This is a genomic window from Streptomyces sp. NPDC001219, assembly GCF_053597915.1.
In genome coordinates, this window is sequence record NZ_JBSFJF010000037.1 from 29851 (window position 1) to 54309 (window position 24459).

The 24459-nt window shown below is 68.6% G+C and carries 20 protein-coding genes and 1 pseudogene; 9 read left to right on the plus strand and 12 right to left on the minus strand.

Annotated elements, in window-relative coordinates; translation table 11 throughout:
- From gyrA to dnaA, 7 genes are all read right to left on the minus strand, one after another.
- Positions 1 to 2619: a DNA gyrase subunit A gene (gyrA, locus tag ACWC9R_RS22935; protein WP_450734078.1), complete on the minus strand. Its 2619-nt coding sequence runs from the start codon at positions 2617 to 2619 to the stop codon at positions 1 to 3.
- A 50-nt stretch (positions 2620 to 2669) separates the two neighbouring features.
- On the minus strand, positions 2670 to 4724 hold the full coding sequence (gene gyrB, locus ACWC9R_RS22940) for a DNA topoisomerase (ATP-hydrolyzing) subunit B (RefSeq protein ID WP_450734080.1): 2055 nt from the start codon (positions 4722 to 4724) through the stop codon (positions 2670 to 2672).
- Between the two features lie 319 nt (positions 4725 to 5043).
- Positions 5044 to 5577 (minus strand): DUF721 domain-containing protein, encoded by a 534-nt coding sequence (locus ACWC9R_RS22945; protein ID WP_362600414.1) that lies wholly within the window; start codon positions 5575 to 5577, stop codon positions 5044 to 5046.
- Entirely contained in the window at positions 5574 to 6764 is a 1191-nt protein-coding gene (gene recF / locus ACWC9R_RS22950; RefSeq protein ID WP_450734083.1) for a DNA replication/repair protein RecF, read from the minus strand. The genes ACWC9R_RS22945 and recF overlap by 4 nt, the downstream gene beginning before the upstream one ends.
- An 82-nt stretch (positions 6765 to 6846) precedes the next feature.
- Positions 6847 to 7725: a phosphogluconate dehydrogenase (NAD(+)-dependent, decarboxylating) gene (gene gnd, locus ACWC9R_RS22955; RefSeq protein ID WP_362600409.1), complete on the minus strand. Its 879-nt coding sequence runs from the start codon at positions 7723 to 7725 to the stop codon at positions 6847 to 6849.
- A gap of 205 nt (positions 7726 to 7930) precedes the next feature.
- The gene (gene dnaN / locus ACWC9R_RS22960) at positions 7931 to 9061 is read right to left on the minus strand and encodes a DNA polymerase III subunit beta (protein WP_030075713.1); all 1131 of its coding nucleotides are present in this window, start codon (positions 9059 to 9061) and stop codon (positions 7931 to 7933) included.
- 1017 nt (positions 9062 to 10078) lie between these two features.
- Positions 10079 to 12013 carry a chromosomal replication initiator protein DnaA gene (gene dnaA / locus ACWC9R_RS22965; RefSeq protein WP_450734085.1) on the minus strand — a complete coding sequence of 645 codons (1935 nt, stop codon included), beginning with the start codon at positions 12011 to 12013 and terminating at the stop codon, positions 10079 to 10081.
- A 377-nt stretch (positions 12014 to 12390) separates the two neighbouring features.
- On the opposite strand from dnaA, the gene rpmH reads away from it, so the two are divergent.
- The 9 genes and pseudogenes from rpmH (at position 12391) to ACWC9R_RS23010 (ending at position 19244) form a co-directional block, all read left to right on the plus strand.
- Positions 12391 to 12528, plus strand: coding sequence for a 50S ribosomal protein L34 (rpmH, locus tag ACWC9R_RS22970; protein ID WP_003949374.1), 138 nt, complete (start codon positions 12391 to 12393; stop codon positions 12526 to 12528).
- A 21-nt stretch (positions 12529 to 12549) separates the two neighbouring features.
- Positions 12550 to 12918 (plus strand): annotated as a pseudogene (gene rnpA / locus ACWC9R_RS22975) (ribonuclease P protein component); the annotation flags it as partial.
- Positions 12919 to 13004: 86 nt separating this feature from the next.
- Positions 13005 to 13322, plus strand: coding sequence for a membrane protein insertion efficiency factor YidD (gene yidD, locus ACWC9R_RS22980; protein ID WP_006604423.1), 318 nt, complete (start codon positions 13005 to 13007; stop codon positions 13320 to 13322).
- Between the two features lie 3 nt (positions 13323 to 13325).
- A complete protein-coding gene (gene yidC, locus ACWC9R_RS22985; protein ID WP_450734088.1) occupies positions 13326 to 14465 on the plus strand; it encodes a membrane protein insertase YidC in 1140 nt (379 codons plus the stop codon).
- A 14-nt stretch (positions 14466 to 14479) separates the two neighbouring features.
- Positions 14480 to 14986 (plus strand): Jag family protein, encoded by a 507-nt coding sequence (locus tag ACWC9R_RS22990; RefSeq protein WP_450734090.1) that lies wholly within the window; start codon positions 14480 to 14482, stop codon positions 14984 to 14986.
- Positions 14987 to 15119: 133 nt separating this feature from the next.
- Complete coding sequence (rsmG, locus tag ACWC9R_RS22995) at positions 15120 to 15845, plus strand: 16S rRNA (guanine(527)-N(7))-methyltransferase RsmG (RefSeq protein ID WP_362600394.1); 726 nt, start codon at positions 15120 to 15122, stop codon at positions 15843 to 15845.
- A 305-nt stretch (positions 15846 to 16150) separates the two neighbouring features.
- Positions 16151 to 17221, plus strand: coding sequence for an AAA family ATPase (locus ACWC9R_RS23000; protein ID WP_393357866.1), 1071 nt, complete (start codon positions 16151 to 16153; stop codon positions 17219 to 17221).
- Positions 17218 to 18315 carry a ParB/RepB/Spo0J family partition protein gene (locus ACWC9R_RS23005; RefSeq protein ID WP_450734092.1) on the plus strand — a complete coding sequence of 366 codons (1098 nt, stop codon included), beginning with the start codon at positions 17218 to 17220 and terminating at the stop codon, positions 18313 to 18315. The genes ACWC9R_RS23000 and ACWC9R_RS23005 overlap by 4 nt, the downstream gene beginning before the upstream one ends.
- A gap of 311 nt (positions 18316 to 18626) precedes the next feature.
- Positions 18627 to 19244, plus strand: a complete 618-nt coding sequence (locus ACWC9R_RS23010) for a GNAT family N-acetyltransferase (RefSeq protein ID WP_030075726.1) — start codon at positions 18627 to 18629, stop codon at positions 19242 to 19244.
- An 84-nt stretch (positions 19245 to 19328) separates the two neighbouring features.
- Here ACWC9R_RS23010 and trxA read toward each other — a convergent pair whose 3' ends face one another.
- The 5 genes from trxA to ACWC9R_RS23035 form a co-directional block, all read right to left on the minus strand.
- The gene (gene trxA / locus ACWC9R_RS23015) at positions 19329 to 19655 is read right to left on the minus strand and encodes a thioredoxin (protein WP_450734094.1); all 327 of its coding nucleotides are present in this window, start codon (positions 19653 to 19655) and stop codon (positions 19329 to 19331) included.
- A gap of 45 nt (positions 19656 to 19700) precedes the next feature.
- Positions 19701 to 20675, minus strand: coding sequence for a thioredoxin-disulfide reductase (gene trxB, locus ACWC9R_RS23020; RefSeq protein ID WP_450734095.1), 975 nt, complete (start codon positions 20673 to 20675; stop codon positions 19701 to 19703).
- 114 nt (positions 20676 to 20789) lie between these two features.
- Positions 20790 to 21734: an anti-sigma factor family protein gene (locus tag ACWC9R_RS23025; RefSeq protein WP_450734097.1), complete on the minus strand. Its 945-nt coding sequence runs from the start codon at positions 21732 to 21734 to the stop codon at positions 20790 to 20792.
- Positions 21731 to 22426: an RNA polymerase sigma factor SigM gene (sigM, locus tag ACWC9R_RS23030; RefSeq protein ID WP_450734099.1), complete on the minus strand. Its 696-nt coding sequence runs from the start codon at positions 22424 to 22426 to the stop codon at positions 21731 to 21733. Before sigM ends, ACWC9R_RS23025 begins: the two co-directional genes overlap by 4 nt.
- A 215-nt stretch (positions 22427 to 22641) precedes the next feature.
- Positions 22642 to 24360, minus strand: a complete 1719-nt coding sequence (locus tag ACWC9R_RS23035; protein WP_450734101.1) for a protein kinase family protein — start codon at positions 24358 to 24360, stop codon at positions 22642 to 22644.
- Positions 24361 to 24459: the final 99 nt, after the last annotated feature.

Genomic DNA, 24459 nt, shown 5'->3' on the forward strand with positions numbered 1-24459 from the left:
TTACTCCGCGGGCTGCTCGCCCTCGGTCTCCGCGGCCACGGCCTCCGCCGCCTCGGTCCCGTCGGGCTCGTCGCCCCCGTCGACCTCTTCGGCTTCGCGGCTGGCCTCGGCGTTCCATGCGATGCCGACGACGGCATCACGCTTGCCCAGGTTGATCAGTTGGACGCCCATGGTGTCACGGCCCGTCTCGCGCACCTCGTTGACCCGCGTACGGATCACGCCACCCCCGAGCGTCACCGCGAGGATCTCATCCGTCTCCTCGACGACCAGCGCGCCGACCAGCGAACCCCGGTCCTCGACGATCTTGGCGGCCTTGATGCCCAGACCGCCGCGGCCCTGGACGCGGTACTCGTCGACCGCGGTGCGCTTCGCGTACCCGCCGTCCGTCGCGGTGAACACGAAGGTGTTGGCGCGGACCACGTTCATCGAGAGCAGCTCGTCGCCCTCGCGGAAGCTCATGCCCTTCACACCGGACGTGGCCCGGCCCATCGGGCGCAGCGCCTCGTCCGTCGCCGTGAACCGGATCGACTGGGCCTTCTTGCTGATCAGCAGCAGGTCGTCGTGCTCCGACACCATCTCGGCGCCGATCAGCTCGTCGTCGGTGCCGTCCTCCTGCTCGCGCAGGTTGATCGCGATGACACCGCCGGAACGCGGCGAGTCGTAGTCCTTGAGCGGCGTCTTCTTCACCAGGCCGGCCTTGGTGGCGAGCACCAGATAGGGCATGGCCTCGTAGTCGCGGATCGCCAGGATCTGCGCGATCTGCTCGTCCGGCTGGAAGGCGAGGAGGTTGGCCACATGCTGACCCCGCGCGTCCCGGCCCGCGTCCGGGAGTTCGTACGCCTTGGCGCGGTAGACCCGGCCCTTGTTCGTGAAGAACAGCAGCCAGTGGTGGGTCGTGGAGACGAAGAAGTGGTCGACGATGTCGTCTTCCTTGAGCTTCGTGCCCCGTACGCCCTTGCCGCCGCGCTTCTGCGAGCGGTAGTCGTCGGTCTTCGTCCGCTTCACATAGCCGCCACGGGTGATCGTGACGACGATGTCCTCCTCGGCGATCAGGTCCTCGATGGACATGTCGCCCTCGAAGGGCACCAGCTTGGAGCGCCGGTCGTCGCCGAACTTGTCGACGATCGCGGCGAGTTCCTCGCTGATGATCTGGCGCTGCCGCTCCGGGGAGGCCAGGATCGCGTTGTACTCGTTGATCTTGCGCTGCAGCTCGTCGTGCTCGGCGGTGATCTTCTGGCGCTCCAGGGCGGCCAGCCGGCGCAGCTGCATCTCCAGGATCGCGTTCGCCTGGATCTCGTCGATCTCCAGCAGGCCCATCAGGCCCTCGCGCGCGACATCGACCGTCTCACTGCGCCGGATCAGCGCGATGACCTCGTCGATGGCGTCCAGCGCCTTGAGCAGACCGCGCAGGATGTGCGCCCGCTCCTCGGCCTTGCGCAGCCGGAACTTCGTCCGGCGGACGATGACCTCGATCTGGTGGGTGACCCAGTTGCGGATGAACGCGTCCAGGGACAGCGTGCGCGGCACTCCGTCCACCAGGGCGAGCATGTTCGCACCGAAGTTGGTCTGCAGATCGGTGTGCTTGTAGAGGTTGTTGAGGACGACCTTGGCGACCGCGTCCCGCTTGAGGACGATGACCAGGCGCTGGCCCGTACGCGAGGAGGTCTCGTCGCGGACGTCCGCGATGCCGCCGATCCTGCCGTCCTTGACCAGGTCGGCGATCTTCTGCGCGAGGTTGTCCGGGTTGACCTGGTAGGGCAGCTCGGTGACCACCAGGCACTGGCGGTTCTGGATCTCCTCGACCTCGACCACCGCGCGCATCGTGATGGAGCCACGGCCGGTGCGGTAGGCCTCCTCGATGCCCTTGCGGCCCACCACCAGCGCGCCGGTGGGGAAGTCCGGGCCCTTGATCCGCTCGATCAGCGCCTCCAGCAGCTCCTCACTGGACGCCTCCGGGTGCTCCAGCGCCCACTGGGCACCGGCCGCGACCTCGCGCAGGTTGTGCGGCGGGATGTTGGTGGCCATACCGACCGCGATACCGGCCGACCCGTTGATCAGCAGGTTGGGGAAGCGCGCCGGCAGGACCGTCGGCTCCTGGTTACGGCCGTCGTAGTTGTCCTGGAAGTCGACGGTCTCCTCGTCGATGTCCCGGAGCATCTCCATCGACAGCGGCGCCATCTTGCACTCGGTGTACCGCATGGCGGCCGCCGGGTCGTTGCCCGGGGAGCCGAAGTTGCCGTTGGAGTCGACCAGCGGCATCCGCATCGACCAGGGCTGGGCCAGGCGGACCAGGGCGTCGTAGATGGAGGAGTCGCCGTGCGGGTGGTACGTACCCATGACGTCGCCGACGACGCGGGCGCACTTGTAGAAGCCCTTCTCGGGGCGGTAGCCGCCGTCGTACATCGCGTACAGGACGCGGCGGTGGACGGGCTTGAGGCCGTCCCGGACGTCCGGCAGCGCACGCGAGACGATGACGGACATCGCGTAGTCGAGGTAGGAGCGCTGCATCTCCGTCTCGAGCCCGACGGGCTCGACGCGCATCCCGACGCCTTCGATGGCGGCGGGCGCGCCCTCGGCGGTCACGCCGTCCGGGGTCACAGGGGAGTTCTCGTCGGCCATGGTGGTTCAAAGTCCTTTCGAGCTGCGGCTGTTGTACGGGCCGACAGGGCTCAGATGTCGAGGAAGCGGACGTCCTTGGCGTTGCGCTGGATGAACGAGCGACGTGCCTCGACGTCCTCACCCATCAGCACGGAGAACAGGTCGTCCGCGCGGGCCGCGTCGTCCAGGGAGACCTGGCCGAGGACACGGTGGTCGGTGTCCATGGTCGTGACCCGCAGCTCCTCGGCGTTCATCTCACCGAGACCCTTGAACCGCTGGACCGAGTCGTCCTTGATCCGCTTGCCGTTCTGCTTGCCGAGCTCGATCAGCGCGTCCCGCTCCGCGTCGGAGTAGGCGTACTCGAAGTCGTCCCGGCCCCACTTGATCTTGTACAGCGGCGGGCGGGAGAGGTAGACGTGCCCGGCCTCGACCAGCGGCCGCATGAAGCGGAAGAGGAAGGTGAGCAGCAGGGTGTTGATGTGCTGACCGTCGACGTCGGCGTCCGCCATCAGGATGATCTTGTGATAGCGGAGCTTCTCGATGTCGAAGTCCTCGTGCACGCCCGTGCCGAACGCCGAGATCAGCGCCTGGACCTCGTTGTTCTGCAGGATCTTGTCGACCCTGGCCTTCTCGACGTTGAGGATCTTGCCTCGGATCGGCAGGATCGCCTGGTACTCCGGGTTACGGCCGGACTTGGCCGAGCCGCCGGCGGAGTCACCCTCGACGATGAAGATCTCGCACTTGGCCGGGTCGTTGGACTGGCAGTCGCTCAGCTTGCCGGGCAGCGACGCGGTCTCCAGCAGCCCCTTACGCCGGGTCAGATCGCGCGCCTTACGGGCCGCCACGCGCGCGGTGGCCGCCTGGATGCCCTTGCGGATGATGTCCGCGGCCTCGTTGGGGTTGCGGTCCAGCCAGTCGTTGAGGTGCTCGTGGACCACCTTCTGGACGAAGGTCTTGACCTCGGTGTTGCCCAGCTTGGTCTTGGTCTGGCCCTCGAACTGCGGCTCGGCGAGCTTGACCGAGATGATCGCCGTCAGACCCTCGCGGATGTCCTCGCCCGTGAGGTTGTCGTCCTTCTCCCGCAGCAGCTTCTTGTCGCGCGCGTAGCGGTTGATCAGGCCGGTCAGCGCGGCGCGGAAGCCCTCCTCGTGGGTACCGCCCTCATGGGTGTGGATGATGTTGGCGAAGCTGTAGACACCCTCGCTGTACTGGGTGTTCCACTGCATCGCGAGGTCGACGGAGAGGTTCCGCTCCTTGTCCTCGGCCTCCACCGAGACCACCGTCGGGTGCACCAGCTCGCCCTTGCGGGAGTTGAGGTACTTCACGAAGTCGACGATGCCGCCCTCGTAGTGGTACCGCACCGAGAGCGGCGTGCCGTCCTCGTCCACGTGGTCCGGGCGCTCGTCCTTGAGCGAGATGCTCAGGCCCTTGTTGAGGAACGCCATCTCCTGGAAGCGGCGCGACAGCGTCTCGAAGCTGTAGGTGGTGGTCTCGAAGATCTCGCCGTCGGCCCAGAAGGTGACCGAGGTGCCGGACTCCTCGGTGGCCTCGTGCTGGGCCAGCGGGGCGGTCGGCACACCCTGCTTGTACTCCTGGGTCCAGCGGAAGCCGTCCGTGCGGATCTCCACCGCGACCCGCTGCGACAGGGCGTTCACGACGGACACACCCACGCCGTGCAGACCACCGGAGACCGCGTACCCGCCGCCGCCGAACTTGCCGCCCGCGTGCAGCACGGTCAGCACGACCTCGACGGCCGGCTTGTTCTCGGACGGCACGATGCCGACGGGGATACCGCGCCCGTTGTCGACGACGCGCACGCCGCCGTCGGCCAGGATCGTCACGTCGATGGTGTCGGCGTGGCCGGCCAGCGCCTCGTCGACGGAGTTGTCGACGACCTCCTGCACCAGGTGGTGCAGACCGCGCTCACCGGTGGAGCCGATGTACATGCCGGGACGCTTGCGGACCGCGTCCAGGCCTTCGAGGACGGTGATCGCGCTGGCGTCGTACGACTTCTCCACCGCGGAGTCGCCCGTCGGGCCGACAGGAACCTCCTCTTCAGTAGAAGCCGTGTTGTTCTCGTTGAGGTCGCCGGAGTCGGCCACGAAGCGCCCTTTCTGGCACAGCACAAGCCCTTCCGCGCCTGTGCGGGTGACCCCAGGAAGACAGGCGGGAGCGGCTGCGTCGTTCGACATGTTCCGCGAGTGGGCGGGATTGCTACCAGTGTACCGGTGGCGCTGACACTCATGGGGGTTTGCAGGTACCTGAGTCGTCATGTGCCGCCCTGAACTGGCGTCCGCCGACTCCCCATATCCGAGACGGGGCCTCAGGACGCTCACGCGGGCACTCAGCGCTTCGGACTGTCAACCGGTGGCTACCGTGAGCGGAGTCTCATCCGCCTCACCCGTATACAGGGGTCTTCGGCAGGCCGCCCAAGGGGTCCGGGGGTCATCCGTAGGTGTCGCCGGGGCCCTTGCTGCCCGGTGCGCGCAGCGCTCCGTAGCGCCGGGCCGGGCCGCCGGGGCCCAGCACCTTGAGCATCTTCACGGTGCCGTGCCCCAGGTCCTCGTTGAGGCGGGCCACCAGCGTCGGGGCCAGCAGCCGCAGCTGCGTCGCCCAGGCCGTCGAGTCGCACTGCACCGTCAGCACCCGGGCGTCCTCGTCGTACTTCTGCGGCTCGCAGTGCTGGGCCACCTCGGGACCGACCAGCTGGGGCCAGCGCCCCATCACCCCGCCGACCGCCGCCGGGGTCTCCCAGCCGCGCTCGGTGATCAGCCGGTTGATCGCCGCACCGAGCGGCAGCGGATCGCGGCCGTCCGCGCGCGCCCCCGAGCGCAGCCCGCCGCGCCGGGCCTGCTTCTTCTGCTGCGCGGCCGCGCCCCGCGCCCGCGCCTGCTCCTTGGCGGCCACCAGCGCCTGGCGGGCCAGGTCCACCCCGGAGAGCTCCGGCGGCCGCGGCGGGTCGGGCTGCTCCTCGCTCACGGGGTCACCTTCTCCACGGCGCCGCCGGACACCGCGTAGCGCGTCCCGGTCAGCACGCCGGGCACATCGTCGTCCACCGCGGCCGTCACCAGCACCTGCTCGCCCGGGGCCACCAGCTCCGCCAGCCGCTCACGGCGCCGCGTGTCCAGCTCGGCGAAGACGTCGTCGAGGACGAGCACCGGCTCGCCCGCCCGTCGCCCGCCGCCGCCCCCGTTGGAGGGCCCTTCGGGCCCGCCCATGGGACTCTCGGCCCGCAGCAGGTCGTACGAGGCCAGCCGCAGCGCCAGCGCGTACGACCAGGACTCGCCGTGGCTGGCGTACCCCTTCGCCGGGAGCTCTCCCAGCTTGAGCACCAGGTCGTCGCGGTGCGGACCGACCAGCGTCACCCCGCGCTCGATCTCTCCCTTACGGGCCTCGCCGAGCGCCGTCAGCAGCACGCCGTACAGCTCCTCGCGGGTGGTGGCGTCGGCGAGCGCCTCGCCCGCCGAGCCGCGGTACTCCAGTGCCAGCGGCCCGCCGCCGGGCGCCAGCTGTTCATAGGCCTTGTCCGCGAGCGGCCGCAGCGTGGCGATCAGATCGAGCCGCTGCGCCAGCAGCTCGGCGCCCGCGCGGGCCAGATGCTGGTCCCACACGTCGAGGGTGGACAGATCCATCTGCCGGCCGCCGTGCCGCCGCGCCAACGCGGCGGTCTTCAACAGGGTGTTGCGCTGCTTGAGGACCCGGTCGTAGTCCGAGCGCACCCCGGCCATCCGCGGCGAGCGCGCGGTGATCAGCTCGTCGAGGAACCGCCGGCGCTCCCCCGGATCGCCCTTGACCAGCGCCAGGTCCTCCGGCGCGAACAGCACCGTCCGGATGATCCCCAGTACGTCCCGCGGCCTGACCTGCGAGGACCTGTTGATCCTGGCGCGGTTGGCCTTGCCCGGGTTGAGTTCCAGCTCGATCAGCTGCTGCCGTTCGCCCTGGACGACCGCGGCCCGGACGACCGCCCGCTCGGCGCCCATGCGTACCAGCGGGGCGTCCGAGGAGACCCGGTGGCTGCCCAGCGTGGCGAGATAGCCGACCGCCTCGACCAGGTTGGTCTTCCCCTGGCCGTTGGGGCCCACGAACGCCGTGACGCCCGGATCGAGTGGCACCTCGACCCGGGCGTACGAGCGGAAGTCGGCGAGGGACAGATGCGAAAGGTGCATGGCTGGGTGCCGACCTCCCCCGGCTGCTGCGTGCTGTTGCTGGCTGTTGCTTCCGGTCGCCGCGGGTTCTCGCGGCGACCGCTTACTTCTTGCTCTCGACCGCGTGGCCACCGAACTGGTTGCGCAGCGCGGCGATCATCTTCATCTGCGGGGAGTCGTCCTGCCGGGACGCGAAGCGCGCGAAGAGCGAGGCCGTGATCGCGGGCAGCGGCACGGCGTTGTCGATCGCGGCCTCGACCGTCCAGCGGCCCTCACCGGAGTCGGCGGCGAAACCGCGCAGCTTCGCCAGGTGCTCGTCGTCGTCGAGCGCGTTGACGGCCAGGTCGAGCAGCCAGGAACGGATGACCGTACCCTCCTGCCACGAACGGAAGACCTCGCGGACGTCGGTGACGGAGTCGACCTTCTCCAGGAGCTCCCAGCCCTCGGCGAAGGCCTGCATCATCGCGTACTCGATGCCGTTGTGGACCATCTTCGCGAAGTGGCCGGCGCCAACCTTGCCGGCGTGCACCGAGCCGAACTCGCCCTCGGGCTTGAGCGCGTCGAAGACCGGCTGCACCTTGGCGACATCGTCCTTGTCGCCGCCGTACATCAGCGCGTAGCCGTTCTCCAGGCCCCAGACGCCGCCGGAGACACCGCAGTCGACGAAGCCGATGCCCTTGGCCTTCAGCTCCTCGGCGTGCTTCTCGTCGTCGGTCCAGCGGGAGTTGCCGCCGTCCACGACGATGTCGCCCGGCGAGAGCAGCTCGGCCAGCTCGTCGATCGTGGACTGGGTGGCGGCACCGGCCGGCACCATGACCCAGACCACCCGCGGACCCTTGAGCTTCTCCACAAGCCCCTGGAGGCTGTTGACATCCGCCAGGTCCGGGTTGCGGTCGTATCCGATGACGGTGTGGCCGGCACGGCGAATGCGCTCGCGCATGTTGCCGCCCATCTTGCCGAGACCGACGAGACCGAGCTCCATCAGAGACCCTCTTTGCACGTAGTGGTTGCTGGTGTACCCGAGACCGAGCCTACGCCCGCAGGTCCGTGCACACCTGTGGGCTCAGCCGCTCATCAGGGGCCGGGCAGCCGGCCGCCACAAGGCCCGTGGCCAGGGACGTTGTCCGGTGGCGGCCGGCCGGACGGACCGGCGACCGCCACCCGCGTGGCCCGCGCTCTCCCGGCCGTCAGCCCGACAGCCGCACCGGCATGATCAGGTACTTGTACGCGTCGTCCGCCTCGGCGTCCTTGGCCGGCCGGCCGCTCAGCAGCGCGGGCTTGGTGGAGGTCGTGAAGGACAGCTGCGCCACGGGGGAGTCGATGGCCGACAGGCCCTCGAGGAGGAATCCGGGGTTGAAGGCGATCGAGATGTCGTCGCCGTCCAGATCGGCGTCGACCCTCTCCACAGCCTGTGCATCGTCGCTGGAGCCGGCCTCCAGGATCAGCACGCCCTGCTCGAAGCTCAGCCGGACCGGGGTGTTCCGCTCGGCCACCAGCGCCACACGCTTGACGGCCTCGACGAACGGGGCGGTCTCGATCACGGCGACCGAATTGAACTCGGTCGGGAAGAGCGTGCGGTACTTCGGCAGGTCGCCTTCCAGCAGACGGGTCGTCGTCCGGCGGCCGGCGCCCTCGAAACCGATCAGGCCCTCGCCCTGGCCGGAGCCGGACAGCGCCAGCGTGACGGTGTCGCCGCTGCTCAGGGACTTGGCGGTGTCCAGCAGGGTCTTGGCGGGGACCAGCGCGACCGCGGAGGCGTCCGGGCTCTCCGGCTTCCACAGGAACTCGCGCACCGCGAAGCGGTAGCGGTCGGTGGAGGCCAGGGTGACGGTGTCGCCCTCGATCTCGATCCGGACGCCGGTGAGCACCGGAAGGGTGTCGTCACGGCCGGCGGCGATGGCGACCTGGGCGGCGGCCGCGGCGAAGACCTCACCGGGAACGGTGCCGGTGGCGGTGGGCATGGTCGGCAGGGCCGGGTACTCCTCCACAGGGAGGGTGTGGAGGGTGAACCGCGAGGAGCCGCAGACGACGGTGACCCGTACACCGTCGGTGGAGATCTCCACCGGGCGGTTGGGAAGCGCACGGCAGATGTCGGCGAGCAGCCGGCCGGAGACGAGGACCGTGCCCTCCTCTTCCACCTCCGCGTCCACCGAGACCCGCGCGGAGACCTCGTAGTCGAAGCCGGAGAGGCTCAGCGTGCCGTCCTCCGTCTTCAGCAGCAGGCCCGCGAGGACGGGCACCGGCGGACGGGCCGGGAGGCTCTTGGCCGCCCAGGCCACTGCCTCCGCGAGTACATCGCGCTCCACCCGGATCTTCACCGGAAACCGCCTCCTGCTGTTGCTGGCTCTTCGCCCTGCTGGCCTTCGTCGTCGGCTGGGTTGCCGGAGACCAGTCTGACGCACGCCACCGACAGTCGGTGCGGCTCGGGGTCAAGTCGACTCGACCGCGGACGGACGCCGGGCGGCCAACTTGTGCACAGGCCCCGTTTCCGAACGAGTTCCCCGGTAGATATCCGTGGTCGTAGTAGTAGGGGCTGTGGAAACCGTGGACAACCGCTTTTGCGCAGGTCAACGCGGACTTTTTGTCCACCGCCCCTGTGGGTGGCGGCCGTGGATAAGCGGGCGGTTCTGTGGACCGCCGGAAGTTCTGCACACCCGATGCACAGGGGACAGGTACTTCTCCCCAGCGCCGTCCCCAGCTTTACCCACGTTCCCCACAGCCCAACCGGGCACCTTGGTGTGACGGCTTTCACTCGGCCCGGTGAGGGCGGGTGTCGTGTTGCCGAACAGTGGACAGCGATGTGGAGAAGCCGGTGATCGCTGGGGACAACAGCGGTTTGCCTGTGGGCAGGCAGTGGACAAGCGGCCGGCCGCCCTGTGGACGAATCCTCTGTCCACACCCTGTGGAGGACGGTTGGCCACAATTCCACATGCGGCTGACCTCCTCCGATGACCCGTCAGCACACCTGCCTGTGGATCGCACAGGGATAACTTTCCCCTCCCCAGGATGTGGACGGAAGATTCTTGCCCAATCTGTGGAGAGAGGCCGTGACCCGCCCCGGAATCGAACACGGGCGGCGCGCTCCACAGGTTTGGGACGACGGAAGGGCGTATCGGGACGGGGGACCGAGCGGCTCGTAGCGGGTTCGGGAGAGGTGTGCAGCGGACTCGGACGCGCTCGGCAGCAGCGCGCAGAACGGCGCACAGGGAAACGGACGGAAGCGGGAAGCGGCGGGAAGAGAGAGGACGAGCGGGGCGCCGGGCGGGCGGTCCTCGTATGACGAAGGGCGCTCCGGGAGCGGGTCCCGGAGCGCCCTGGGCGTCCTGTGGCCGGCCTCAGCCGTTCTTGATGCGGTTGGTCAGCTCGGTGACCTGGTTGTAGATCGAACGCCGCTCGGCCATCAGCGCGCGGATCTTGCGGTCGGCGTGCATCACGGTCGTGTGGTCCCGGCCGCCGAACTGCGCGCCGATCTTCGGCAGCGAGAGATCGGTCAGCTCGCGGCAGAGGTACATGGCGATCTGGCGGGCGGTCACCAGCACCCGGCTGCGCGAGGAGCCGCACAGATCGTCGATGGTCAGCCCGAAGTAGTCCGCGGTGGAGGCCATGATCGCGGTCGCGGTGATCTCCGGCGCGGCATCCTCGCCGCCGGGGATCAGGTCCTTCAGCACGATCTCGGTCAGCCCCAGGTCCACCGGCTGCCGGTTGAGCGAGGCGAACGCCGTGACCCGGATCAGCGCGCCCTCCAGCTCACGGATGTTGCGGGAGATCCGGGACGCGATGAACTCCAGCACCTCCGGCGGCGCGTTCAGCTGCTCCTGCACCGCCTTCTTGCGGAGGATCGCGATCCGGGTCTCCAGCTCGGGCGGCTGGACGTCGGTGATCAGTCCCCACTCGAAGCGGTTGCGCAGCCGGTCCTCCAGGGTGACCAGCTGCTTGGGCGGCCGGTCACTGGAGAGCACGATCTGCTTGTTCGCGTTGTGCAGCGTGTTGAAGGTGTGGAAGAACTCCTCCTGCGTCGACTCCTTGCTCGCCAGGAACTGGATGTCGTCGACCAGCAGGATGTCCATGTCGCGGTAGCGCTTGCGGAACGCGTCCGCCTTGCCGTCGCGGATGGAGTTGATGAACTCGTTGGTGAACTCCTCCGAGCTCACGTAACGCACCCGGGTGCCCGGATAGAGGCTGCGCGCGTAGTGCCCGATCGCATGCAGCAGGTGGGTCTTGCCCAGCCCCGACTCCCCGTAGATGAACAGCGGGTTGTACGCCTTGGCCGGCGCCTCGGCGACGGCCACCGCGGCGGCGTGCGCGAAGCGGTTCGAGGCACCGATGACGAAGGTGTCGAAGAGGTACTTCGGGTTCAGCCGCGCGGTCGGCTCACCGGGGCCGGTGGCCGGCGCGGGCTGTGCGGCGAGCGGACTGGGCGCACCGCTGGGCGCGGGCAGCACCGCGCCGGGGCCGGAGCCGGGGTTGCCCGAGCGGCCGTTGTGCCCGCCGGGCTGGTGCTCGGAGAGGTCGCGGCGCGACGGGTCATAAGGGGCGCGCGGACCGTCGGAGTGCTGCGGCGGCCCGTTCCGGTCGGGCGCCTGCGCACGGTAGTCGCCCTGCCGCTGCTGATGCTGCGGTACATGGGACGACGGGGAGGCGTACGGGTCACGCTCGGGGTATCCGCCGAGGTGCTGCTGCTGCCAGCCGTAGTCGTCGCGCGGACCGGGGGCGCCGCCCATCTGCGGCCAGCCGCCGGGCTCGTGCCGGGGCTGCTGGTAGTCCGGATAGGCGGGCCGGACGCCGGGCAGGTCGTCGCCCTGGTGCCCATAGCCCTGACGGCTGTCGTGACGGGAGTCGTGGCGGCTGTCGTGCCGGGGTTCGTAGCCGTCGTACGCGTTGTGCTGCTGCGGTTCGTGCTGCTGCGGTGACTGACGCGTCGGCTGGTGGTGCGTGGGGGACTGCTGGGAGGACTGGTGCTGAGGAGCGGGCGGCGCGGACTGCGCCGGGGGCTCCTCGGCGGAGTCGTCCACGGTGATCGCGATCCGGATCGGGCGGCCGCACTCATGGGTGAGGACCTCCCCGATCAGCGGCGCCAGCCGGCCCTCGAGCACGGTCTTGGCGTACTCGTTGGGGACGGCGAGCAGCGCGGTGTCGGCGACCAGCGCCAGCGGCTGGGTGCGCTTGAGCCAGTCCTGGTCCTTGGGCTTGATCCCGTCGATCTCCGCACGAAGGAGGTGATCGAGCACGCGCGGCCACACTGCGGCAAGATCGGCAGGTACGTCAGCCACAGGGCACGCTCTCTCACAGTCCCACGAATGTGTGATTCTCAGGACGGGCGGGAAGGAATCGAAGTTCAGCCACGGTAGTCAGGGCGGGCCTGGGGATTCAAGTTGTTGTCCACAGGCTGTGCATAGTGTGTCCTGACAAGGGGCCGGTGGGCGCTGCCGAGGAGCCGGTTTGACCGGATGGCGTAGCCGCGCGTACCGTGACCAGGTCGAGTTGTCGATGGCTGCTGCCGCCTGCCTCCGATGGGCAAAGATCACGCTCGAGTGATCGTGTAGCGGTGCACTTAGGCGTTGCGAGCTACTCGTGGGCGCACGGTGACAGCCAGTCGACGCCCCACATCTGTCTCTCCTGAGACAACAAGCATTCCTGGAGCCCCCGAGTGAGCAAGCGCACCTTCCAGCCGAACAACCGCCGCCGCGCGAAGACCCACGGTTTCCGTCTGCGCATGCGGACCCGTGCCGGCCGCGCGATCCTCGCGTCCCGCCGTGGCAAGGGTCGCGCCCGCCTGTCGGCCTGAGCAGCAACCTAGGTCCATGACGTGCTGCCTACCGAGTATCGGCTGAGGCGGCGCGAGGACTTTGCGACCGCGGTACGCCGGGGACGCAGGGCCGGGCGCCCGCTCCTTGTCGTTCATCTTCGCAGCGGTGCAACGGACCCGCACGGGTCGGGGGAAAGCGTTCCCCTGGCACGTGCGGGTTTCGTCGTGAGCAAGGCAGTTGGCATCGCTGTCGTACGCAACAAGGTCAAGCGCAGGCTTCGCCATCTCATGCGCGACCGGCTGGACCGGCTGCCCACCGGTAGCCTGGTTGTCGTACGGGCCCTGCCCGCCGCGGGTGATGCGGATCACGACGAGCTGGCCCGCGACCTGGATGCCGCCCTTGAGCGGCTGCTGGGAGGGGTGCCGAGAGGCTGCAATCCCCCGGGGACCGCGACCGACGGCGGCTGCGCCCCGGGCCCCCGGAACCCCGGACGGGACCCGGGAGGGAGCGCACAGTGAAGTACCCGCTGCTGCTTTTGATCAAGATCTACCAGTGGACCATCAGCCCCCTGCTGGGGCCGGTCTGCAAGTACTACCCGTCGTGCTCGCACTATGGCTACACGGCCATCGACCGGCATGGCGCGGTGAAAGGAACTGCGCTGACAGCCTGGCGCATCCTGCGGTGCAATCCGTGGTCGCTCGGTGGCGTCGACCACGTCCCTCCCCGGAAGCGTCCGGTTTGGCATCAGCGGCTGAGGAGCCGCCTGGGCGGGCCCACCGTCCCTGAGCCTGTCGCCCAGCCCGAGACTCAGCCCAACGCCCAAGGAGCCTGATTCGTGGACACGATCCTCAGTCCCCTCTATATCGCTGTTTCCTGGATCATCGTCCAGTTCCACTCGTTCTACAGCCTCATCTTTGACAAGGACAGTGGCGCGGCGTGGGGTCTGTCCATCGTCTCGCTGGTGGTGCTGATCCGTATCTGCCTGATCCCGCTCTTCGTGAAGCAGATCAAGTCGACGCGGAACATGCAGGCGCTCCAGCCGAAGATGAAGGCGATCCAGGAGCGCTACAAGAGCGACAAGCAGCGCCAGTCCGAAGAGATGATGAAGCTCTACAAGGAGACGGGCACCAACCCGCTCTCGAGCTGTCTCCCGATTCTGGCCCAGTCGCCGTTCTTCATCTCGCTGTACCAGGTCCTGAACCACATCGCCCAGAACAAGGTGGTCGGTGTCATCGACCAGCCGCTTCTGGAGAGCGCGCAGAAGGCCCACATCTTCGGTGCGCCGCTGGCGGCGAAGTTCATGGACAGCGCGGAGAAGATCCAGAGCCTGGGTGCTTCCGTGGTCGACGTCCGCGTGGTCACGGTCATCATGATCGTTCTGATGTCGGCGTCGCAGTTCTACACGCAGCGCCAGCTGATGACCAAGAACGTCGACCTCACGGTGAAGACGCCGTTCATGCAGCAGCAGAAGATGCTGATGTACGTCTTCCCCATCATGTTCGCCGTCTTCGGCATCAACTTCCCCGTCGGTGTTCTCGTCTACTGGCTGACCACCAACGTGTGGACCATGGGCCAGCAGATGTTCATCATCCGTCGTAACCCGACCCCGGGCAGCAAGGCTTTCCAGGAGCGCCAGGAGCGGCTGCGTGCCGCGGGCAAGCTCGTCGAGGCCCCGGCGGAGGTCGCGGCGAAGGAGGCCGCCGAGGAGGCGCGCCAGAACCGCCAGCAGCCCAAGCGTCAGACGAAGAGCAAGCGGCAGTCCGGCGGCGCTCCGGCCGGCGACGCGCAGAACCGTACGCGTGCCGGATCGGCCTCGGGTGGCTCGGGCTCCGGTCAGGGTGCTGCGAAGAAGCAGTCGCTGGAGAAGAAGGACACGCAGGACGGCAAGGGGAAGGCCGGCGACTCCGCGTCCCGCACCTCCAAGTCCGGACAGCGCAAGGGCCAGCAGCGCCCCAAGCACCCGACCAAGAAGTAAGAAGGAGTCCTTTCGTGACGGACACGACCCCTGCCACCAAGGGCACCGACACCCTGAGCCGCCTGGAGCAGGAAGGCGAGATCGCGGCCGACTACCTCGAGGGTCTGCTGGACATCGCCGACCTCGATGGTGACATCGACATGGATGTCGAGGCCGACCGCGCCGCGGTGTCGATCATCAGCGACTCGACCAGCCGTGATCTGCGGAAGCTGGTGGGCCGCGACGGTGAGGTGCTGGAGGCGCTGCAGGAGCTGACCCGGCTGGCTGTTCACCGTGAAACCGGTGACCGCAGCCGTCTGATGCTGGACATCGCCGGCTTCCGGGCGCGCAAGCGTGAGGAGCTCTCGGAGCTCGGCGCCAAGGCGGCGAAGGAGGCCAAGGGCACCGGGCAGCCGGTGAAGCTCGACCCGATGACGCCCTTCGAGCGCAAGGTCGTCCACGACGCGGTGGCGGCGGCGGGGCTTCGGAGCGAGTCCGAGGGCGAGGAGCCGCAGCGTCGAGTGGTTGTCCTCCCGGCCTGACCACTCAGCGCTCCCGTTTTCTTTGGCCCCGTCTGCTCGCAGGCGGGGCCAAAACTTGTCAGCGTTCTGTGTTATCCCGGGGCATGACCCGGGTTCCCGGCAGAAAAAGCAGTCCAGAGGAAGGGCGGTTCCCGTGACGGAGGCAGCAGCGGAGCTCCCTCCTGCGCCGAAGACGGCGGAGGAGGTATTCGGTGAGCGCTTTCCGGAAGCCGTGCGGTACGGCGAACTGCTCGCCGACGCCGGGGTGACGCGTGGGCTCATCGGCCCGCGCGAGGTGCCGCGGCTTTGGGAGCGGCATCTGTTGAACTGCGCGGTGCTTTCCGAGGTGGTGCCCGAGGGCGTCTCGGTCTGTGATGTGGGTTCGGGGGCCGGGCTGCCCGGTATCCCGCTGGCGCTGGTGCGCCCGGACCTCAAGATCACGCTGCTGGAACCGCTGCTGCGGCGTACGAACTTCCTCCAGGAGGTCGTCGAGCTGCTCGGGCTGGACCATGTCACCGTCGTGCGCGGGCGGGCCGAAGAAGTCATGGGCAAGCTCCCCCAGGTCCATGTGGTGACGGCGCGTGCCGTCGCCCCGCTCGACCGGCTGGCCGGCTGGGGGGTGCCGCTGCTGCGTCCCTACGGCGAGATGCTGGCGCTCAAGGGCGATGCCGCGGAGGAAGAGCTCAAGGGGGCTCGGGCGGCGCTGAGCAAGCTCGGCGTGGTGGAGACCTCGGTGGTGCATGTGGGCGAGGGCATCGTCGATCCGCCGTCGACCGTGGTGCGGGTCGAGGTGGGCGAGAGCCCCGGTGGTGTGCGCTTCGCGGCCAAGCGGGCGAAGGCGGCGCGCGCGAGCCGTGTGTCGAGGGGGCGCCGACGCTGATGGTCTGATGCCGGCGTGCGAGGGGCCGGCATCGAGGTACGGACATGCCGTTCCGGGAATCAAGGAACGGGCGAATTCCGTAAATGCCACCAAAACGACACAAGACGGAGTGTCGCGGCTCATTCAGGCGCGACGCTGGCATCGTGTTTCACGTGAAACGTCGTTCTCTGCTGCAAGGGATCATCGACCGTGGTCGTGCGGCCGCCGCGCCGCGCGACCGTAGACCCACAAGGGTCAGCGAAGTATCCACAGAAGTGGATTCGTCCACAGGAGAACGGACCTCACTGGTTCACGACACCAAAAGCATGGCACGCTCTGAACATTGCGAGCCTGATGTCGAGGAGAGTGAATCCTTGCGGTCCGACGCCAACATCGCGGGACCGATGACCGATCCGGTCCCCGGTCCCCGTAGCGAGTCGTTCGGGGACGACGTTTCACGTGAAACGCCGCCCCCGATGGACGACACCCCGATCGGTCGTGCAGCTCAGCTGGCGGTGGAGGCACTTGGCCGCGCGGGTGAGGGGCTGCCCCGGCCTGAACAGACCCGGGTCATGGTGGTTGCCAACCAGAAGGGCGGGGTCGGCAAGACCACGACCACGGTGAACCTGGCGGCCTCCTTGGCTCTGCACGGTGCCCGAGTCCTGGTGATCGACCTCGACCCCCAGGGCAATGCCTCCACGGCACTGGGGATCGACCACCACTCCGAAGTGCCCTCCATCTATGACGTGCTGGTGGACAGCAAGCCTCTCTCCGACGTGGTGCAGCCGGTCGTGGATGTAGAGGGCCTGTTCTGTGCGCCCGCCACGATCGATCTGGCCGGTGCGGAGATCGAGCTGGTCTCGCTGGTGGCACGCGAGAGCCGGCTGGACCGCGCCATCAAGGCGTACGAACAGCCGCTGGACTACATCTTCATCGACTGCCCGCCCTCCCTCGGCCTGCTGACGGTCAACGCGCTGGTCGCCGGTGCCGAGGTGCTGATCCCGATCCAGTGCGAGTACTACGCGCTGGAGGGGCTGGGGCAGCTACTGCGGAACGTCGATCTGGTGCGGGGCCATCTCAACCCCAAGCTGCATGTCTCGACGATCCTGCTCACCATGTACGACGGACGGACCCGTCTGGCGTCTCAGGTCGCCGATGAGGTGCGCAGCCACTTCGGCCATGAGGTGCTCCGTACGAGCATCCCCCGCTCCGTACGCATCTCCGAGGCACCCAGCTATGGGCAGACGGTGCTCACCTATGACCCGGGGTCCAGTGGCTCGCTTTCCTATCTCGAAGCGGCCCGGGAGATCGCCTTGCGTGGGGTCCCGCAGACCGGGGGTCAGGGCCTCAGCGTCAACTATGAAGCACAGCACAGCATCTCGGAGGGGACTCAGTGAGTGAACGACGTAGAGGCCTGGGCCGTGGGCTCGGTGCGCTGATCCCCGCAGCACCGCAGAGCACGGATCAGATCGGGTCCGCGGGGCAGGGGGCGAGTTCATCCTCGTCCGCACCCGTCCTGGCCCCGGAACGTGGGGTGGCGGCGGCCAAGGTGACGTCGCTTCCCGCACACGGTGTTTCACGTGAAACGGAAGCACCGGCCGGGACAGAGGCATCGGCGGCGGGCGTCTCGGAGGTGGCCGGCGCGCACTTCGCCGAGGTGCCTCTGGATTCCATCAAGCCGAACCCGCGGCAGCCGCGGGAGGTCTTTGACGAGGACGCCCTGGCCGAGCTGGTCACCTCCATCAAGGAGGTGGGCCTGCTTCAGCCGGTGGTGGTCCGTCAGACGGGACCGGGGCGGTATGAGCTCATCATGGGTGAGCGCCGCTGGCGGGCCTGCCGTGAGGCCGGTCTGGAGAAGATTCCCGCGATCGTACGGGCCACGGGCGACGAGAAGCTGCTGCTCGACGCGCTCCTGGAGAACCTCCACCGGGCCCAGCTCAACCCGCTGGAAGAGGCCGCCGCCTATGACCAGTTGCTGAAGGACTTCAAGTGCACCCATGACGAGCTGGCTGACCGGATCGGGCGTTCGCGCCCGCAGGTCTCCAACACGCTGCGGCTGCTGAAGCTCTCCCCGTCCGTGCAGAAGCGGCTTGCCGCGGGTGTGCTCTCCGCGGGCCACGCCCGTGCCCTGCTTTCCGTGGAGGACACGGAAGAGCAGGACCACCTGGCGCGCCGCATCGTGGCGGAGGGACTGTCGGTCCGTTCCGTCGAGGAGATCGTGACGCTCATGGGGTCGACCCCCACGGGCGCGAGCAAGGCCAAGGGGCCCCGTGCGGGCGCCCGGGTGTCCCCCGCGCTCACGGGTCTCGCCTCCCGGCTGTCCGACCGCTTCGAGACCCGGGTGAAGGTCGACCTGGGGCAGAAGAAGGGAAAGATCGTCGTTGAGTTCGCCTCGATGGACGATCTGGAGCGCATCCTCGGCACCCTCGCCCCGGGGGAGGGGCGCGTCCTGGGCCAGACGCTGGCCGAGGAGAACAGCGACGAGGAGTGAGCTGATGCTCTCGGCTCCAAGGGCGGGCCGTGTTCCGGAACCCATACCGGAACACGGCCCGCCCTTTGCGCGCTTGCGGTACCCGTGCCCGTAAAGGGTGGATACGATGCGTTCGGGTATGGCACGTATCCATGTGGAGACATCTCACACACCGAGGAGAGGGCCATGCGATCGGTGAGCCGCACCGGACTGCTGGCAGCGGGGTTCGGCCTCGCAGCCGTCGGAGGGTTCGTTGGTGGTCTGCTCAGAGAGCAGGTGGCGCTGACGGCGCTTCGGGGTGTGGCAGGCGAGGAAAGCGAGGACCTGGGTTCATGGGCCGTCGGCTCGTACCGCTCACGCTGGACAACCTTCCGGACCTCCCCAAGCGCTGCCGCTCCTGTGTTTTCTGGGAGCTCGACCCCGTCAGCGGTGAGGCCGCGGTAAAGGCGGGTCGCCCCGAGCTGGAGAAGGAAGCCTGGATCTCGGCAGTACTGCTGGAGTGGGGGTCCTGTGGGCGGGTGGTCTATGTCGATGAGGTGCCGGTCGGGTTCGTGATGTACGCCCCGCCGGCCTATGTGCCACGTTCCACGGCCTTCCCCACCAGCCCGGTTTCGCCCGACGCGGTACAGCTGCTGACGGCATGGCTGATCCCCGGCTACCAGGGGCAGGGGCTGGGGCGGGTGATGGTCCAGACGGTCGCCAAGGACCTCATCCAGCGTGGCTTCAAAGCCATTGAGGCCTTCGGCGATGCCCGCTGGAGCGAACCGGCCTGTGTACTGCCCGCAGATCACCTGCTCGCGGTGGGCTTCAAGACCGTGCGTCCTCATCCCCGTTTCCCTCGGCTGCGCCTCGAGCTCCGCACCACGATCTCGTGGAAGGAAGATGTGGAGCTGGCCCTCGACCGCTTGCTGGGAGCCGTCCAGAAGGAACCCGCACTGCGGCCGCTGTAGAGCCGGCGTTTCCCGTGAAACAGAGAACGGGCCCACCCCCTTGTCGGGGGCGGGCCCGTTTCCCGTGAAACGAGGCGGCGTGACTCAGCCGAGGAAGTCCGCCAGGTCGCGCTCGATCGCGGCCTTCGGCTTGGCGCCGACGATGGTCTTCACGACCTCGCCGCCCTGGTAGACGTTCATGGTCGGGATCGACATGACGCCGTACTTGGCGGTGGTGGCCGGGTTCTCGTCGGTGTTCAGCTTGGCGATGACGATCCCGTCGTTCTCTGCGGCGATCGCCTCCAGGGACGGGGCAACCTGGCGGCACGGGCCGCACCAGGTGGCCCAGAAGTCCACGAGAACGGGCTTGTCGCTCTTGAGGACGACCTCTTCGAAGTTGGCGTCCGTGACGGTCACCGTGGCGCCGGCCATGGGATTCTCCTTACTCGGTGGGTGTGGGAAAGCGGGGTGCGCGGATCAGGCGGCGGGGGTCTTCTCCGGCTCGGCCGTCGCCTCGCCGTCCGACAGCGAGGCGAGGAACCGCTCGGCGTCGAGGGCGGCGGAGCAGCCCGTGCCGGCCGCGGTGATCGCCTGGCGGTAGGTGTGGTCGACGACATCGCCGGCGGCGAAGACGCCCGTCAGGTTGGTACGCGTGCTGGGCGCGTCGACCTTGAGGTAGCCGTCGTCGTCGAGCTTCAGCTGGTCCTTGAACAGCTCGGTCCGCGGGTCGTGGCCGATGGCGATGAAGAGGCCGGTGACGGGGAGTTCCGAGGTCTCGCCGCTCTTCAGGTTGCGCAGCGTCAGACCCGACAGCTTGCTCTCGCCGTGGATCTCGGCGACCTCGCTGTCCCACGCGAACTTGATCTTCGGGTCGGCGAACGCACGCTCCTGCATCGCCTTGCTGGCCCGCAGGGTGTCACGGCGGTGGACGACCGTGACGGACTTGGCGAAGCGGGAGAGGAACGTGGCCTCCTCCATCGCGGTGTCGCCGCCGCCGATGACGGCGATGTCCTGGTCCTTGAAGAAGAACCCGTCGCAGGTGGCGCACCACGAGACGCCGCGACCGGACAGCTCGTCCTCACGGGGCAGACCGAGCTTGCGGTGCTGGGAGCCGGTGCTGACGATCACGGTCTTCGCCCGGTGCACGTTTCCAGCGGTGTCGGTGACGGTCTTGATCTCGTCGGAGAGATCGACCGCGACAATGTCGTCGGGCACCAGCTCGGCGCCGAAGCGCTCCGCCTGGGCACGCATGTTGTCCATGAGGTCCGGCCCCATGATGCCGTCGCGGAAACCGGGGAAGTTCTCCACGTCGGTGGTGTTCATCAGCGCGCCTCCGGCGGTGACGGCACCTTCGAAGACCAGCGGCTTCAGGGACGCGCGGGCGGTGTAGAGCGCTGCGGTGTAGCCCGCGGGCCCGGAGCCGATGATGATCACGTTGCGGACGTCGCTCACGGGTGTCTTCCTTGTCTCTGCCGACTGCTTGCTGGGGCTCTCGGTTCTCTCACCCCACCCAACGGATCCTACGGGGCGAGCATTCCCGGAGTGTCACAGCGCACTTCTCGTCGCTCAGTCTCGCTGGAACGAGTGCGACAGCAGAACCTTTCCGGGAGTCGGAGGGGTGGCGGAGACACAAGAGGAAGCGATCACATACGCGGTGACGCGCTGGGTGTCGGACGGATCGGGCAGCACCACGAGGTAGGCGTCCTTGCCCTGGTAGCGGGTGTGGCTGGTCGCCAGCGGGCTCTCCGGACGGGCAACGCCCTGACGGACGCACGACGGAAGGGTGTCGGCGCTGCCGCGCAGCGGCGTGTCGGGGGAGCTCCGGGTGCCGATGCCCGGGGACTTGTGCGACCGCTTGGTCGCCAGCAGATCGTGGACATGTGATTCGAGGCTGGCCGCGGTCAGTGCGCCCGCACCGTGGTTCTTCTCCGGGGCGGCGGTGGTTCGGTCCTGCTTGCCCGTCTGGCTGCCGTCGAGGGTGGCGTTCTGGATGAGCAGGCCACCCACGCTGAAGACCGCAGCGGCCGCCGCGGTGCCGAGCAGAATCCGCGGCCAGCGCCGCGCACGGGACCCGCGGCCGCCCGGCGTCTGGCGTCCCGGTCCGGAGGAGCCCCGGGGGCGTCCGGCGGGCCGGCCGGACGGCGTTCCCCGGCGTGGCGCCTCGTCGCCGGTTTCACGTGAAACCACGACGGGGGCGGCGGCCGTTTCACGTGAAACATGAGCCGTGCTTACAGGAGTGGTGGCATCCAGCAGCGCCTCGGCGGCGAGGGCGGCATCGATGCGGCCCGCGACATCGGTCGGCATTCGCAGCGGACCGGGGAGCGTGCCGAGCAGTGACCGGATTTCCTCCAGGGAGGCATAGACGTCGTCGCACAGGGGGCAGGAGGAGAGATGGTCGCGCAGTTCCGCGGTCCGTGCGGGGGAAAGCAGCCCGTCCGTGAACTCGGAGATCTCGGTTACCTCCGGGTGCTCACCTGTGGGGTGCTCACCCGTGCCGGTCGTCGACGTCACGCTCGCCCACCTCCGCCCTTCACGGCACCTGTGCCCTTGGGTCCTGCCGTCGGTGGGACGGATGTCCCCTGCGCCCGGTTCCTTCCCCGGCTCACGGGTTTGCTATCCCCGTTGCCGGCGCGCAGATGGGTGACCAAGGGGAGGAGCCGCGCCCGGCCGCGGGCGCAGCGGCTTTTCACCGTTCCGGCCGGGATGTCGAGGATCGACGCGGCCTCCGCGACGGGGTATCCCTGCATGTCGACGAGGACGAGCACGGCCCGCTGGTCCTCGGGGAGGGTGCGCAGGGCGCTGAGCAGCTCGCGGTGCAGATCCTGACGCTCGGCGGGTGCCTCAGCGGATTCCTCGGGCTCGAGCAGCTGCTCCAGCCGCTCGGTCTCGGCGACGGGAGAGGTGCGCCGCGAGGCGGCTTTGCGGGCCCGGTCCAGACAGGCGTTGACCGTGATGCGGTGCAGCCATGTCGTCACCGCGGACTGACCGCGGAAGGTGTGTGCCGCTCGGTACGCGGAGACCAGGGCGTCCTGCACGGCGTCGGCGGCTTCTTCCCGATCGCCGAGAGTGCGCAGCGCCACCGCCCAGAGCCGGTCGCGATGGCGCCGGACTATCTCCCCGAAGGCATCGGGGTCGCCTTTTACGTGCAGGGCAAGGAGATCGGCGTCGGTTGGTGTCGAAGCCTCGTCGCTGTCGGTGGACACGGGCCCCCCGGCCGTAGCTGCCTGATCTCGGTCCCATTCAAGCCCGCCAGGTCATGAAAGTAAATGCCGTCGAATGGCAGTGATCAGCAGGCGGGGGCGGAAATGCGCCGTTCTCGGGTGCGGATACGGCCCATGACATAGCGGATCACCATGCGTGGGGGCTCCGGCCGGAAATCCGGCCGGAGCCCCCACGGTCGTCCGTACTCACCGCCTGCTCAGTTGGTGAAGGACACCTCTGTCACACCCTGCCGGTAGCCGGGGTCGGTGTACCCGTCACTCTGCGCGAACGGCATCGCGGTGATCCATACGACCACGAAGCGCGTCTTTGCCGGCTGGTCCAGCTTGACCTTCAGGGTCGACCCCGAGGCCTCCCCCGTGCCGAGCTTCTGCATGGAGCTCAGCGGTTCCGACGGGGAGAGCGAATGGGCCGCGTAGAGCGAAAGGGTCGTGTGGTTGCCGACGAAGTGCAGTCCGATCGACGCGGCGCTTATCTGCTGCTTCGATCCGAGGTCGTAGACGAGGCCGACGCCCTTCTTGAAGGCCGGGTTCAGCGTGGGGCCCTCTTCATAGCTCCTGCTGCCCCAGAAGGTGCTGGGGTCCCCGTCGTAGGTGTCCTTCGCCTGGTTCGCGTGCTGCGGCTGGCCGTCGGGGTAGTACTCCCCGGCGTCCACGATCTTGACCGGCTTGCCCGTGGGCTTCTTGGCCGCACCGCTGCTCGTCTGAGAGTTACCCGGGTCTTCCTGGTCGCTCTCCCGCTTCAGCAGGGTGTCCGCCAGCTGCCAGCTGCCCAGGCCCAGTGCCGCGATGAGCAGCGCAGAGACGGACCACTTCAGGGCCCGTCCGGTGCGGCTCTGCAGCGGGGGCGGCGGAGTGGTGACCGGCTGCGTCGCCCCGACCTGGGCGTTGCGCGCCGCGGGCTGCCGGTAGCTGCCCTGCTGGAAGCCCGTCCGCTGGTACGGCGGAGGTGCGGTGAAGGCGGTCTCCGGGGGCCGGATACGGGGCATGGCCGCGACGGCCTTGGCCAGCTCCTCCGGGGTGGTGCACGGCTGCTCCTGGCGGGAGGCCGTGGCGCCATCGTTGATCAGCGCGCGCATGGCCAGCTCGGACAGCCCGCGGTGAACTCCGGCGCGCACCTGGTCGGGCGCGATCAGCCCGACGCCCTTGGGCAGGCCGGTGAGGCCATGGGCGTCGTTCTCGTACGGCCAGCGCTGGGTCAGCGCGGCGTAGAGCAGTGCACCGATCGCCTCGGTGTCCGTGCGCTGCGGGGACTCGCAGGTGATGCCGCGCAGCGCCGCCATGACGGCCAGGCCGCGGATGCGGTACTGCCCGGACTCCGTACGCAGCACCGAGCCGGGGGTGATCCGCAGATGGGAGAGACCCTCGCGGTGCGCGGCGGCCATGGCCTGGGAGACCTGGCTGACGAGCTGGTAGGCGTCGTGCGGCTCCAGCGGGCCGTTGGCGAGCACCGTGGTGAGCTCGGTGGCGTCCGGCAGCCACTCATGGACGACGTAGACGAGGTCGTTCTCCTCGACGGCGTCCAGGACCTGGACGAACCGGGGGTCACCGAGCAGCGCCGACGAGCGGGCGGCCGACAGCACCGGCCGGGCTCTGGGATGGTCGGCGGGCAGGATGTGCACACCGACGGCGCGGCGCAGCATTTCGTCCACCGCACGCCAGCTGCTGAATCCGTCCAGACGGGTGACGCACTCTTCGAGGCGGTAGCGTCTGGCAAGCTTGTGGCCGCTGTGCAGTTCCGGTGGCTGGGCTTCGATCGCCTCGGCACGCTCCTCATCGGTGCCCGCAGCGTCCTGTTCCCCGCCGGATACCTTCTCGGCCTTAGCACCGTCGTCCGTGGCCTTGCCCGCCTTGGCGGTCAGCGGTTCCTCACCGCTCGTGTCTGCCACGTCGACGGCAGCCGTGCTCCGTTCCGCCACCGTCGTTCCTGCCTCCCCATCCGTTGCAGGCTCAATGAGCCAAGACAATTGTGCCCACAGTCCGCCACTATGCACGACACACGGTGGCAGTCGATGGTT